At 36.7% G+C, this 14,629-nt stretch carries 14 protein-coding genes; all 14 read left to right on the forward strand.

The features are described from left to right. Positions 1 to 169 precede the first annotated feature (169 nt). The 14 genes from DW721_RS03135 to DW721_RS03200 all read left to right on the forward strand — a co-directional run bounded on the left by DW721_RS03135 (position 170) and on the right by DW721_RS03200 (position 14,625). On the forward strand, positions 170 to 1,603 hold the full coding sequence (locus tag DW721_RS03135) for a carboxyl transferase domain-containing protein (protein WP_118744761.1): 1,434 nt from the start codon (positions 170 to 172) through the stop codon (positions 1,601 to 1,603). 14 nt (positions 1,604 to 1,617) lie between these two features. Further along, positions 1,618 to 2,334 carry an OadG family protein gene (locus DW721_RS03140; RefSeq protein WP_022014795.1) on the forward strand — a complete coding sequence of 239 codons (717 nt, stop codon included), beginning with the start codon at positions 1,618 to 1,620 and terminating at the stop codon, positions 2,332 to 2,334. A gap of 24 nt (positions 2,335 to 2,358) precedes the next feature. Beyond that, complete coding sequence (locus tag DW721_RS03145; RefSeq protein ID WP_022014796.1) at positions 2,359 to 2,727, forward strand: biotin/lipoyl-containing protein; 369 nt, start codon at positions 2,359 to 2,361, stop codon at positions 2,725 to 2,727. Between the two features lie 12 nt (positions 2,728 to 2,739). Further along, complete coding sequence (locus tag DW721_RS03150) at positions 2,740 to 3,888, forward strand: sodium ion-translocating decarboxylase subunit beta (RefSeq protein ID WP_022014797.1); 1,149 nt, start codon at positions 2,740 to 2,742, stop codon at positions 3,886 to 3,888. A 178-nt stretch (positions 3,889 to 4,066) separates the two neighbouring features. Then, positions 4,067 to 5,482 (forward strand): oxaloacetate decarboxylase subunit alpha, encoded by a 1,416-nt coding sequence (locus DW721_RS03155; RefSeq protein ID WP_055943297.1) that lies wholly within the window; start codon positions 4,067 to 4,069, stop codon positions 5,480 to 5,482. A gap of 184 nt (positions 5,483 to 5,666) precedes the next feature. Continuing rightward, a complete protein-coding gene (locus DW721_RS03160; protein ID WP_207665608.1) occupies positions 5,667 to 6,014 on the forward strand; it encodes an NUDIX hydrolase in 348 nt (115 codons plus the stop codon). Positions 6,015 to 6,544: 530 nt separating this feature from the next. Continuing rightward, complete coding sequence (locus DW721_RS03165; RefSeq protein ID WP_118744762.1) at positions 6,545 to 8,386, forward strand: ABC transporter ATP-binding protein; 1,842 nt, start codon at positions 6,545 to 6,547, stop codon at positions 8,384 to 8,386. Continuing rightward, on the forward strand, positions 8,383 to 10,251 hold the full coding sequence (locus tag DW721_RS03170; protein ID WP_118744763.1) for an ABC transporter ATP-binding protein: 1,869 nt from the start codon (positions 8,383 to 8,385) through the stop codon (positions 10,249 to 10,251). Before DW721_RS03165 ends, DW721_RS03170 begins: the two co-directional genes overlap by 4 nt. An 84-nt stretch (positions 10,252 to 10,335) precedes the next feature. Beyond that, positions 10,336 to 11,160 carry a pyridoxamine kinase gene (locus DW721_RS03175; protein ID WP_118744764.1) on the forward strand — a complete coding sequence of 275 codons (825 nt, stop codon included), beginning with the start codon at positions 10,336 to 10,338 and terminating at the stop codon, positions 11,158 to 11,160. Beyond that, complete coding sequence (locus DW721_RS03180; RefSeq protein WP_022014803.1) at positions 11,160 to 11,426, forward strand: TIGR04076 family protein; 267 nt, start codon at positions 11,160 to 11,162, stop codon at positions 11,424 to 11,426. Before DW721_RS03175 ends, DW721_RS03180 begins: the two co-directional genes overlap by 1 nt. 244 nt (positions 11,427 to 11,670) lie before the next feature. Then, entirely contained in the window at positions 11,671 to 12,645 is a 975-nt protein-coding gene (locus DW721_RS03185) for a DUF4365 domain-containing protein (protein WP_118744765.1), read from the forward strand. A gap of 69 nt (positions 12,646 to 12,714) precedes the next feature. Continuing rightward, a complete protein-coding gene (locus DW721_RS03190) occupies positions 12,715 to 13,302 on the forward strand; it encodes a hypothetical protein (protein ID WP_118744766.1) in 588 nt (195 codons plus the stop codon). Between the two features lie 239 nt (positions 13,303 to 13,541). After that, positions 13,542 to 13,784: a hypothetical protein gene (locus DW721_RS03195; protein WP_118744767.1), complete on the forward strand. Its 243-nt coding sequence runs from the start codon at positions 13,542 to 13,544 to the stop codon at positions 13,782 to 13,784. Positions 13,785 to 14,160: 376 nt separating this feature from the next. Continuing rightward, a complete protein-coding gene (locus DW721_RS03200) occupies positions 14,161 to 14,625 on the forward strand; it encodes an NUDIX domain-containing protein (protein ID WP_022014807.1) in 465 nt (154 codons plus the stop codon). The last annotated feature ends 4 nt before the right edge of the window (positions 14,626 to 14,629 follow it).

Below are 14,629 nucleotides of genomic sequence, written 5' to 3' on the forward strand. Positions count from 1 at the left end.
TGTAATGATATGCAATTTTTTTGGTAGAAATGCTAAAAAAAGGTTGATATTTTTGCATAAAAGTAATAAACTTATCATTGGTGTAAATTTGTTTAATTTTATGGAAGTTGTATTTACTTTCATAAATTAGATTTACCAAATATATTCTACTATTATTGGAGGGCTGAACATGAGTAACACAAATGCTTTGTCAGCAAAAGCTCGTATTGAGACTTTAGTTGACGAGAACAGTTTTGTTGAAATTGGTGCTATGATTACAAAGAGAAGTACGGATTTTAACATGCAGGAAAAGTCAGTACCGGCTGATGGAGTTATTACAGGATACGGACTTATTCAGAACAATCCTGTCTATATCTACAGTCAGGATGCATCTGCAATGAATGGTACTATCGGTGAGATGCACGCAAAGAAGATTGCACATGTATATGAGCTTGCTATGAAAACAGGAGTACCTGTTATCGGTCTTATTGACTGTGCAGGTATGCGTCTTCAGGAGTCAACGGACGCACTTGCAGGATTTGGAAAGATTTACAAAGTTAAATCTGACGCATCAGGAATAGTTCCACAGATAAGTGCTGTTTTTGGAAACTGTGGTGGTGGTGTGGCAGTTCTTGCAGCTATGAGTGATTTTACATTCATGGAAGAAAAGAACGCAAAACTTTTTGTGAATTCACCAAATACACTTGAGGGAAATTATGCAGATAAACTTGATACTGCATCAGCTAAGTTCCAGAAGACTGCTTCAACAGTTGATTTTGTTATCGAGGGAGAGGAAGAAGTTCTTAACAGTGTGAGAGAACTTATCACTATTCTTCCACAGAATAATAATGAAACAGGTATTTCAGATGAATGTATGGATGACCTTAACCGTGTTGTTGATGCATTTGCGGCAGAGGCTGCAGACCCGGCGGTTGCACTTGCAGACCTCGGAGACAACAATTTCTTCCTTGAGGAAAAAGCAGGTTATGCAAAAGAGATGGTTACAGGTTTCATTTGTCTTGACGGTATGACTGTAGGTGCAGTTGCAAACAGAACTGCTGAGTTCGATGAAAACGGAAAGACAGTAGCAAAATATGATGCACGTCTTACAACAGCAGGTTGTGAGAAAGCAGCAGCTTTTGTTAAGAAATGTGATGCATTTAACATTCCTGTACTTACACTTACAAATGTTGAAGGTTTTGCCACAACAGTTGACGAAGAGATAACTATCGCAGGTGCAGTTGCAAAACTTACAAATGCATTTGCAGAGGCAGATGTACCTAAGGTTAATCTTATCACCGGAAATGCTTACGGAAGTGCATATGTTGCAATGAATTCTAAGCATATCGGTGCAGATATGGTATTTGCACTTCCTGATGCTAAGGTTGGAATGATGGATGCAGATGTCGCAGCTAAGATAATGTATGCTGATGACAAAGATGCAGATGTGGCTGCAAAGGCAGCAGAGTTTGAGACTCAGTCAGGTACTGAGGCAGCAGCAGCAAGAGGATATATAGATTCTGTTATCGCTCCTGAATCTGCAAGAAAGCAGCTTTTATTTGCTTTTGAGATGCTGTTTACAAAAAGCGAATATCCTATTGGCAAAAAACATGGAACCATCTAAGTAAGGAGCGTTATATGAAGAAGAAATTATGTTTAATTTTTTGTATCGTGTCATGTATTCTGATGATGGCAGGCTGTAGTCTTAGTCTTACAAAGACCAACAAAAATTTTAACAAGAAAACACTTGAAACAAACGCAGATTCGTTTGTAACAAGTTGGTTTAGTTATGATTTTGAGAGTGCAGTTAAATCTATGAAAGAGCAGTCAACAGAAGTTGACGAGGACACGGTTAATCAGTATAAAGAGTCTATACAGCTTAAGAAAAAGTATGGAAAGCAGGGAACTAAGGTTGATACTGATTTCACTATCAGCAGTGATTCTGCAACAGTTGTAGAGACATATACGACTTCATCAGGAAAGAAACTTATTTTTTCCGTGACATATGATGAAAAGGGTCAGACATCTTCTTGGAAAGTAGAAGAATATAAGAGTCTTGGAGACAAGATGGCTAAAGCAGGACTTAATACGGTTCTTAGTATGGCTATAGTATTTGCGGTTCTTATATTTATAGCAATTATTATTGCACAGTTTAAACACATTGGCAATTTCCAGAATGGTGCAAAGAAAGAGGAAGTTAAGGCAGAGCCTGTTGTAGAGGCAGCACCTGTCGTTGAAGAAGAAAATCTTGTTGATGACCTTGAACTTGTGGCAGTTATTACAGCAGCAATTGCAGCAGCAAGTGAGACAGAGTCAGCAGACGGTCTTGTTATTCGTTCAATTATTAGAAGATAAGTAAATTAAATGGAGGACAAATTCATGAAAAATTATACAATTACCGTAAATGGTACTGTTTATGATGTAACAGTAGAGGAAGGAGCAGCAGGCTCAGCAGCTTCAGCACCAAAGGCAGCAGCACCAAAGGCGGCTCCTAAAGCAGCACCAAAGGCAGCAGCACCGGCAGGAGCAGCAGGTTCAGTTAAGGTAAATGCACCAATGCCTGGTAAGATTTTATCAGTTAAGGCTTCAGCAGGACAGGCTGTAAAGAAAGGTGATGTCATCATGATTCTTGAAGCTATGAAGATGGAGAATGAAGTAGTTGCACCACAGGATGGTACAGTAGCAAGTATCAATGTAGCAGCAGGAGATTCAGTAGAAGCAGGAGCAGTACTTGCAACATTAAACTAGGAGGGACTGACTTTGGATTACGTTATTACAACGCTTGAGAATCTTGCAGGTCAGACCGCGTTTACATCACTTACATTAGGAAATTACCTTATGATCGTGGTTGGCTGTATCTTTCTCTATTTAGCGATTAAAAAAGGATACGAACCATTATTGTTGGTACCTATCGCATTTGGTATGATTCTTGTAAATATTTATCCTGATATCATGGCAGATCCTGATAGTACATCAAATGGTGTCGGAGGATTATTACATTATTTCTATATACTTGATGAATGGAGTATATTGCCTTCACTTATTTTCTTGGGTGTAGGTGCATTGACAGATTTCGGACCACTTATTGCAAACCCTGCAAGTTTCCTTCTCGGAGCTGCAGCACAGTTTGGTATTTTCTCAGCATACCTTATTGCTATCCTTTTAGGATTCAATGATAAGGCAGCCGCAGCAATATCAATCATTGGTGGAGCTGATGGTCCTACATCAATTTTCCTTTGTGGTAAATTAAAGCAGACTGAGTACATGGGACCTATTGCAGTGGCAGCTTATTCTTATATGTCACTCGTGCCTATCATTCAGCCTCCTATTATGAAGCTTTTCACAACAGAAGACGAGCGTAAGATTAAAATGTCTCAGCTTCGTCCGGTATCAAAGCTTGAGAAGATATTATTCCCAATCATCGTTACGATTATTGTTTGTCTTCTCCTTCCAACAACAGCTCCTCTTGTAGGTATGCTTATGCTTGGTAACCTCTTTAAAGAGTCAGGAGTAGTTAAACAGCTCGCAGAGACAGCTTCAAATGCTCTTATGTATATCGTAGTTATCTTACTTGGTACATCAGTAGGAGCTTCAACAAGTGCAGAAGCATTCCTTAAAGTAACTACGTTAAAGATTGTTGCACTTGGACTTATCGCATTCTGTGTAGGTACAGCAGCAGGAGTACTTTTCGGAAAAGTTATGTGTAAGGTTACACACGGAAAGGTAAACCCACTGATTGGTTCAGCAGGTGTATCAGCCGTTCCTATGGCTGCCAGAGTTTCACAGAAGGTTGGTGCGGAGGCAGATCCGACAAACTTCCTTCTCATGCATGCGATGGGACCAAATGTTGCCGGTGTTATCGGTACAGCGGTTGCCGCCGGTGTATTTATGGCAATATTCGGAATTTAAACACTAATGTATTCTTGGAATCTTCTGAACGAAGAATTTCAAGATGGATTTTTGATATACAATGACATTTTTACAGTGTGTACGACGAGAAAATGGAAACAGTATATCGGAAATCCAGCCGAAATGACTCGTTTTGAGAAGATACCGAGAGTATATACTAAAATATAGGAGGATTATCATGGCAGATTTAGAAAAGAAACCATTAAAGATTACGGAAACAGTTCTCCGTGATGCGCATCAGTCTCTTATTGCCACTCGTATGACAACAGAGCAGATGCTTCCAATAGTAGATAAAATGGATCAGGTAGGCTACCATGCAGTAGAGTGCTGGGGTGGTGCAACATTTGATGCTTCACTTCGTTTCCTTAAGGAAGATCCATGGGAGAGACTTCGTAAATTAAGAGCCGGATTTAAAAATACAAAACTTCAGATGTTATTCAGAGGTCAGAACATCTTAGGTTATAATCATTACGCAGATGATGTTGTAGAATATTTCGTACAGAAATCAATCGCAAACGGTATTGACATTATCCGTATTTTTGACTGTCTTAACGACCTTAGAAACCTTAAGACAGCAGTTAATGCAGCAAACAAAGAAAACGGCCATGCACAGATTGCACTTTCTTATACATTAGGTGATGCTTATACACTTGATTATTGGAAAGATATGGCAAAACAGATTGAGGATATGGGTGCTAAATCACTTTGTATTAAAGATATGGCTGGTCTTTTAGTTCCGGCAAAGGCTACAGAGCTTGTTCAGGCACTTAAAGAGTCAGTAAGTATTCCAATCGATCTTCATACACATTACACATCAGGTGTTGCTTCAATGACTTACATGAAAGCCGTAGAAGCAGGATGTGACATTATCGATACTGCTATGTCTCCATTCTCAATGGGAACAAGCCAGCCCGCAACAGAAGTTATGGTTGAGGCATTTAAGGGAACTCCTTATGATACAGGTCTTGATCAGACAAAACTTGCAGAGATAGCTGATTACTTCCGTCCAATGCGTGAGGAGGCACTTAAGAGCGGTCTTATGAATACAAAGGTTCTCGGTGTTAATATTCAGACACTTCGTTATCAGGTTCCTGGTGGAATGTTAAGCAACCTTGTATCACAGCTTAAAGAGATGGGACAAGAAGACAAGTATGAGCAGGTGCTTGAGGAAGTGCCAAGAGTTCGTAAAGACTTTGGTGAGCCTCCACTTGTTACACCTTCATCACAGATCGTTGGTACACAGGCTGTACTTAATGTAGTATCAGGTGAGAGATACAAGATGGTAACTAAAGAGTCTAAGAAACTCCTATCAGGTGAGTTTGGACAGACAGTTAAGCCGTTTAACCCTGAAGTACAGAAGAAATGTCTTGGTGATGATGCAAAAGTTATCACTTGCCGTCCGGCAGATCTCATCAAGCCACAGCTTGCTGATATTGAGAAAGAGATGGCTCAGTACAAGCAGCAGGACGAGGATGTGCTTTCATATGCATTATTCCCACAGGTTGCTACAGAGTTCTTCAAGTACAGAGAAGCTCAGCAGAATAAGGTAGATGCTTCAGCAGCGGATACAGAGAACAAGGCTTATCCGGTATAAATGATGAAATCAAAGATTTCATCTTAGATGTTTCGCTGGAAATCTCATAATCTAATTATAAATAACACGCCAGACATTGATTTTGTCTGGCGTGTTTTACTTAATCACAAGTATGAAACAGAGAATATGAAAGTACATTAGGGAAATATTTATTATATATAGAGGATTGGGAAATGACTTTTAGTTGTTAAAAATGAAAAAATGTAACAGTATAATAAAAAGGGAATTAAAAGAAGAATTGGGTGCAGATGTAGAAGTGGTTTGTAAAATCGGAGTTGTAAGTGATTATTATAACCTTATTCATAGACATAATATTAATAATTATTTTTTATGTAGAGTTAATTCGTTTGGTGATAAAAATCTGACCGAAGATGAGATAAATTGTTTTCATTTGTCTACATTGAAATTATCATATGAAGATGCAGTTAAAGAATATGAATACAGGTCAAATACAAGATTAGGGAAACTTGTGGCAAACAGAGAATTACCTGTTTTATATCGTGCAAAAGAGATGATTGACTCTGGTATTTAAGTATGCAGATGATTTAAAATATTTTATTAAAGTTTTTTATTCTTATTGATAGGGAAAACTTGATAATTTACATAACAGTTCAGCCTTTTATTTCCTCAATTCATAAACCTGCCAGCAAGCTGTCAGTCGCTGCTTAGCAGCTTTGGTTTATTTACGCGAAAGCAAAGCTCAGATGGAACAAATAAATTTGTTCCATCTGAGCGTGCTCGCGAGGGCTTTTCCCTCATTTCAGAAATGAAAGGCTATTCTACCATAAAAAGATAATCAACAATACAATGAGCAAGCTCAAGTATTGTCAATTATTTTTTATGGCTGAACTGTTACTAATTTACAGAAAAAATATAGTATTTTGGTTGTGGACTTATAGATAGCTTGTTATAATAAATTGTAGCTAATGGCAGATTTAGATTGAAAGTGAGGTAAAATTATGGTGGTATTTTGGCGTATTAGAAATATCTGATGGCATGAAACTATGTTAAGTAGTTTTATGCAGAGAATGGTGCAATAAACTATTTAATAAGGAGAATACCATGATATTTCAGGATAATATTGTAAAAAAATATTTGCAGATACATAGCAAAAAGTACGGAATTTTAAACAATTTTTATTTTTATTGTAAAGAGAGTTTCATTTATAATAAGTTAGGATTTATTTTATCGCTGTTTTTAGTGCCAGCCGGGATTATAAAATCCGTGGCTTCGATATTTATTCCTAAACTTGTGATTGATTCACTTGAAAGTTTTAGAAGTGAATATACATTCTTGATAAATATTATTATCGTAACGGTTGTTATTGCTGTCTCGTCTATTGTCGAACTGTTGGTAAAGAATACGATGGAGCACAATATGAATTCATTCGTATTGATACAGCTCAACAAATTGTGGATTGAGAAAGTGGCAACCATGGATTACGAAGTCTTTACATCAGAGCTTGGAAAGCAGTCTGTGAGCAAGGCGAGAATGACACTTGAGGGAACGACCAGATGGGGCATAGGTACATATATTCCAAGATTGTTGGAATTATTAACGAGTTTTATTGGCTTTATTATATATGGCGTGATGCTCATATATGTTCATCCTCTTGTTCTTGCTGTTCTTATCGCAGCATATGCAGTAAATATGGTTGTGACTTTTTATGCAGAGAAGAAAAAACAGATGCTAAAGGACGATGCTGCAAAAGCAGAACGAAAAATGAATTATTTTGCTTATAGCACCAGAGATTTGAGCATAGCTAAGGACATCAGAGTATATTCCATGAGAGAGTGGATTAGTCAGATGGCTGGAATGGCAAGGCTTGATAAGAAAAAAGTAGATGACAAGGTTCAAAACTATCAACTGTTTGTTTTTATCGTCAACGGTATGGTCGTCTTGTTGAGAGATGGTTTAGTATATCTGATATTGATATGGCTTACTCTTAAAGGTGACATTACTATTGGCAGCTTCGCACTGTATGCAGCCGCAGTAAATGGTCTTGGTGAGTGGTTAGCACAGATAACGACAGGTGTTGGGGCATTTAGAGAAAGCGATAATAATGTAACTGATTTCAGGCAGTTTCTTGGTTTGCCGGACGGAAAGATTGGTTCTGAGGAGAAATTGGAACTTTCCGGTGCTCCGGGCATAGAACTGGATAATGTCTCGTTTTCTTATGACGGTAAGAATAATGTGTTAGATAATGTGTCATTAAAAGTTAAACCGGGTGAGAAGATTGCTGTGGTTGGTTCTAATGGAGCCGGAAAGACTACACTTATCAAATTGATATGTGGCTTGCTGCATCCGTCAGCCGGGCAGATATTGATTGGTGGAATTTCGATTTCATCTGTTGGCTGGGAAGATTGTTCAAAGGCAATATCCGCAGTTTTTCAGGAATCTGTGCTGTTGCCTGTCAGTATTAAGAGAAATATTGTCATGAATGATAAAAAAGTTGATGAAGAAAGGCTGGCTCGCATTGTAACTCTTGTAGGACTTGAGGATAAGATTGCTTCATTGGAAATGGGACTGGAAACACCGTTAGTCAGGCATATCACTGAAAATGGAACGGAATTTTCAGGCGGTGAAGTTCAAAAACTCTTGTTGGCACGAGCAATCTATAAGGAATCTCCTATTTTGATTCTTGATGAGCCTACAGCCGCAATGGATCCAATTGCGGAGCAGAATATTTATCTGCAATATAATGAGTTATCTAAGAACAAAACGGCTTTTTTAATTTCTCACAGACTGTCATCTACAAGGTTCTGCGACAGGATAATACTTATTGATGGCGGCAAAATCAGAGAAGCCGGCACACATGATGAACTTATGGATAAGGGAGGTCTGTATCATGATATGTATATGATACAGAGCAGATATTATCAGGAGGGGGTGCAGGCAATATGAAAAAGAACGGCAGAACCCTCTTAGATGACATTAAATTGATTAATCGTGGAATGAATGAATTTGAGACATTTCTTCCGGGACAGCTTAAATTGTTATTCATATATTCTGCGATAACCATGCTGATACCGTATATTGGTATCTGCATGACATCTGTAGTTATAAGTGAGCTAAGTTCACATCAGCGGGTATGGGTATTGACTGTGAGTGTAACTGTAGCAATTATGCTGACATTGATACTTACGATAGTATCGGCATTTATCAATAAACGGATTTCGGTTGGTTATAACCAATTGTTTCCGGCACATGAGATTAGACTTAATGAGAAAGCAAATGCTATGAAATTCAGTCTTTTGGAAAATGAAAAGATTAGAGAATTGCGTGATGAAGTATCTGGCAGCATAAGTTGTTCAGGTGCAGGCATGGGAAGTCTTTACTGGGACTGTGAAATAATCTTTAAGGCTTTGTTTTCAGCAGCGACTGCGATTGTGCTGTTGGCATTTAATGCAGGTGTTAAGGGAACTACACTGGGATTTGACAACACTTTGTTTGGATTTGCAAATTCTGTCTGGGGATATTTGGCGTTGACAGTTATTATTATCATTTCTGCAGCCGTATCATCGAAAAGGACGAGCAAAATATTTGATGTTTCTTTTGATGTATTCAAAAACGGTGCCAGATACAATCGGTATGCAGACTATTACAAGCTGGAATACCTTTCTGACGATAAGTCAGCCAAGGATGTTCGTCTGTATGCTCAGAAAAATCTGATTTTGGACGAGGTCTTGGATAAGTGTTATATTCCGTTTGCAGAGGGTGATAAGAGAGAAAAAGATGCTTCGAGCAAAAATAACGGAATCATGCTCTTGTTAAGTGCCCTTACAGGCGGATTTGTCTATATCCTTGTTGGTGCTAAGGCGATAAATGGCAGTATAGGAATAGGTAATGTATTGCTTACATATTCTGCTGTTACAATGCTTATCAAGGCACTGACAGATTTTGCGATGACATTTACTGACCTTAGGAATAATAATGAGCATTTGCTAAGATACTTCGATTATGTTTCTTTGGAAGAAGAAACCGGTGCTGCAGATAAATCTGTTGATTGTAATTATGCACAGGTGAATATTGATAATGTATCGTTTAAGTATCCGGGCTCTAAGAATTATGCACTTAAAAATGTGTCTCTTTTCATAGAAAACGGACAAAAGGTCGCAATAGTTGGAGCCAACGGTTCGGGCAAGACAACTTTGGTAAAGCTGATATGCGGATTGTACGATGTTACAAAAGGTTCTATTAAGATTAACGATACAGTGGTAACAGCACGAAATAGAAATGAATTTGGAAAGTGGCTGTCGTCTGTATTTCAGGATTTCAGCCTGTTAGCTCTGCCGATAGGTAACAATATTTCAGCAGGCAAATTATATGACGAATCCAAAGTTTGGAAAGCGTTGGAAAAAGTCGGAATCAGTGAAAAGATTGAGAAGTACCCTGAGAAACTAGAGCAATCGTTGTTTAAGGATTACGATGATGATGGCGTGGAACTGTCTGGTGGTGAGGCACAGAAGATAGCTATAGCACGAGGCATTTATAAAGATGCGGGTTTGATTATACTCGATGAGCCAACAGCAGCACTGGACCCGTTTGCAGAGTACGAGATTTTCACAAAGATGAATGATTTATCGCAGGATAAAACAACGATATTTATAAGTCATAGGCTTTATTCATGTAAATTCTGTGACAAAGTAATCGTTATGGATGGCGGTGAGATAGTACAGGTCGGAACGCATGATGAATTAGTTAAAATCAAGGGCAGGTATTCAGAAATGTGGAATGCTCAAGCCAAACATTATATTGTAAATAACTAAAAGTATCAGAACAAAACAAAAAGCGAAAGGCATCAATGTTTTATGATATATTGGTGCTTTTCGCGGAAAGGTAGATTATAAACTATGAATAATAAAATTTTATTGATAAATGATTTATCGGGGTATGGAAAGGTGGCATTGTCGGCAATGATACCGGTGCTTTCACATATGAAATATGAGATATTCAGCCTGCCAACAGCAATTGTTTCTAATACTCTTGACTATGGTAAATTCAATATTCTTGATACAACGGAATATATGAAAAACACACTTGATGTATGGAAACAGTTAAATTTTGAGTTTGATGCCATATCAACAGGATTTATTGTTTCAAAAGAACAAACGGAACTGATAACCGAATTTTGTAAGGAAAAATCATCAGAAGGAGTTATCATATTTACAGATCCGATCATGGGTGATGAGGGAAAACTGTATAACGGAATATCTCAGGAAACAGTTGAGCTTATGAGAAAATTAATATCTGTTTCTGATTATACAGTGCCTAATTATACAGAAGCTGCGTATCTTGCGGGCTGCGATTATCATGAGGAGGGAGTGGAACAGACGGAACTTGAAGATATTATAAATAAATTCAGAAAGTTTGGAGCAAAGTCAGTTGTTATTACAAGTGCAAAAATCAAAAATTCTGACTGCAAATGCGTTTTCGGTTATGATGATAAAACGAAAGAGTATTTTAAGATTGATTTTGAAGAAATTCACGCAAGATTTCCGGGAACGGGAGATATTTTCTCGGCTGTGTTTATGGGAAAAATATTGGATGGATGCAGCCTGTATGATGCCACTGAGCGTGCCATGACATCAGTGAGAAATATGATAAAACGCAATGTGCAGATTTTAGATAAATATAAGGGAATACCAATTGAAACCTGTCTGGAGGAGATTGATTGATGAAAAGACCGAAGATTAGAATAACGCTTATTGATCAGAAAGGAACCGTCGGCTGCCATCGTGGACATAAGATCGGTGATTGCTATGATTTTGATACGGAGAGAGGAAAGCTGTGTCCCATGGCGATGCATGTAGCATTTCCATATGTGGATATATTAAGATATGGCGGCAGTATTCCCGGTCAGGAGAAAGGAACGGCGGTATTTGCCTGCCCGGATGTTGACACGCTAAATGTGTTTAAGATTGAATGTGTTGAGGAAGATTAATACGCATTAATAACCACTCATGCCTGAAATTAACCGTTCGTGTACAAATTTATTTTTTTCTCAAAAAAGTGTTATCATATGAAAAGCCGGATAGTTGCGAAATGTGTTAAGTTCATTTGCAATCTTGGTAGAAAAAAGAATGAATTGACCGAGCTCTTTGGAGCGGGGGATACTTCTTGTCTGAAGTGAAAGAATATGAAGGTTTTGAAATAGTTTAGTAAATAGAAATTTGTGGAGGAATAGTATGAAAGAAAAATTACCAACAATGACAATAAATCAATCAGTGGGTAACAGAGCTGCTTCGGAACTTCAAGCAGTAATGCAGAAGTTTAGTGTGTTTCAAGAAATTGATACAGGTCAAGATTTGGGAATTGATTTTATAGGAACAATTATAGAGAACTGCCATCCAACAAAATATAATTTTAATGCACAATGTAAAGGAACTGATGACAGCGAAATTAAGATGAACGCAAGTAAAACAGAATTTACCTATTCAATAAAGACGCAAACTATAAACTATTGGAGACAAAAGAAAGATGTTACTTTCTTGTTTTTGGTAGATATAAAAAAAGAACTTATATTTTGGACTGCACCTCTCAGAGAAGTTGAAAATCGTGATTTATCGAAACAAGATTCTGTAACAATACATATTCCGTTAAATAACTGTATCAGTTCTAAAACAGATTGTTTAAGTTCAAATTTTAAGTTTGAAATAATAAGATATTATGCATGCTTTGGACAAGATATTGTTTCGCAATTAAAGCAAATACAGCATATAAATGATAATAATGATATAGCAAATATGCTAGAACTAATGGCTGTATTAGAAAAAAACATGATGCTTGTAAAAAATAAGTATGATGAAATAATCAATGAGTTAAATAATAAAATTGAAGAAGATTTAAAATGTACACTTAACTATTGCTCAAGGCTTGATCAGATGGATGATGTTGTTCGACAATACTGTCCAAATGGGATTTTTAATACTAAATTTTCTAGTGGAGCTAACCAAAAAACAATAAAAGAATGTAAACTTGAGTTAGAACAATATGTGGAAAGCGACACAATTTCCTATGAAAAACTGTATCAGCTTTCCAAAGAAATATATGAGATTAGATGTAATATTTTAGGATTTTTAAGAGAAATGGTATATGAAGATATGCCATTTACAAATCATCCAGATATCGATGATGAGTGTATTAAGGTTTTAGGCTATTAGTTATAGTCCTGAACTGGCTGACATAAACAATATTATTAATTGTTAAATTCCAGTTTGTGGAGGTTAAAGATGAAAGATTTTATATTTATTACCGGAGCGAGTGGAGTGGGCAAAACTACCTTGAGTAACGGATTGCTTGTGCACTATAAAACAACCTGTGTAGAGCAGCATATGATACCGGAGTTCATTTCACGGGATGGTACAGAGCCGATGACAGGAGAACTAGAAGAACTTACTTGTTGGGAAAATCAAGTTGCAATGCTTATGTATTTTCGTAAACTTGGTTATAAAAATATAATCGCTTCTGATATTGACGATTTAAGAACCGCAGATATTCCTATTGTTTTTAAAGGAACTGATTATATTACGATTAAACTTATATCAAGTGATTTGAAGCAAATTCATGAACAGATGAAAAATCGTCCTAATAATGGGCTTATAGATTATGAATTGCAGGAAAAAATGAACGACAAAAACATTAAAAGAAGTCCCCTCGTTAATGAAGTGGAAATCGATGTTGCAGGAAAATCAATCGAGGAAGTGCTTGAACAGGCTATAAATATTATAGAGACTACACCTTCTAAATTTGAATATGAATACACAAAGCCACCAAAGGAGATGTTTTATTCCTGGGTTTTTGCAAATGGGTTAAGATGATTATATTGCAGAAATGAAAAACAATTACATATTATGAGGTATGGATGTTTAGAAGATTTTCGGGTGAATATTAAGAATGTATCACAGGAAATGAAATGGTTTTGTGATGATTATAAAGATGTATGTAAGCAGTTAGGTATTAAATATGATGATAAAATTTCCAATGAAATAATGAATAATTGGAATAATGAAATAGATATAGTAAGTTAATAAATAGTGTTCGGAGTGATAAAACAGATATGGATTATATTAGGGATAGGAAAAGCAATTTTTCGTTTAGCTTGCACGATAGCAGGATAGTACAGATTGAAATTGATGAAAAAAAATTATCTTTGAAGATGGATCGAATATTTCAATATGCCGAGGATGAAGAAAAATGGTATCAGGGAACAATTGAATTTACAAAGATTGATAAAGAGGAGTGCGATATTATGGTGTTTAACACTCCGTATGGGTATGAAGGTGTGAAGACTTTTTCTTGAAAAGAATTGTCTTTTGAGGAATTTAAGGAGCAATACCTTGATGCAGAATTTGAAATTGTTACAGAGGGATATTGTGGATATGATACAATTTTTCAGGGGTACATATGGCAATGTGAAGATGCTCCTCTTTTTGGAATCATGAGAATATGGAATATGGGTGATATGATATATCGAATTTAACAATTTCCAATTGAGTAAACACATAATTTAAGAGCTCTATTACATATTATAATTTATTATTAAATTCTTAGCAAATACATATAAATACTAACTTTTCTGTATGTGTGCTTTTCCTTATGTGTTCCCTTGTGTTATATTGTTTCACAAGGATTTGCGAACCCTCATAAGGGCAAAAAAAGGAGAGGTGAAAGATATTATGGAACGAACTGTAAGAAATGCAGCAAAAGCATTGATTATTAAAGATGATAAGATGTTGGCAATCAAAATAAGTGATGGAAAAGAAGAATGGTATATCATGCCGGGCGGCGGACAAGATGTGGAGGAACTTCTTCCGGAAACAGTTTGCAGAGAAGTGGCAGAAGAAATGGGATTGCAAGTAGAGGTGAAAGACTTAGTGTTTGTTATAGAGGGGTTACATGGAGAAAAATTTCATCGGGTAGATTTGGTATTTTTATGTGAATATATAGGAGAACTGGAAAATGCCATTTTGCAAAGTGATACAAATCAAGTTGGATATGACTGGTTAGATATTAAGACATTAAATACAACACCGTTATATCCGTCAAAATTACGCCGACAGATTATGAATTTGTATGAAGGAAAAGCGTATAAAGTGTATTTAGGTAATGAAGAAATTGGAGACCCAGAAGTAACAGACTAAATAA

It is taken from the genome of Clostridium sp. AM27-31LB (assembly GCF_003480745.1).
GTDB lineage: Bacteria > Bacillota > Clostridia > Lachnospirales > Lachnospiraceae > Butyribacter > Butyribacter intestini.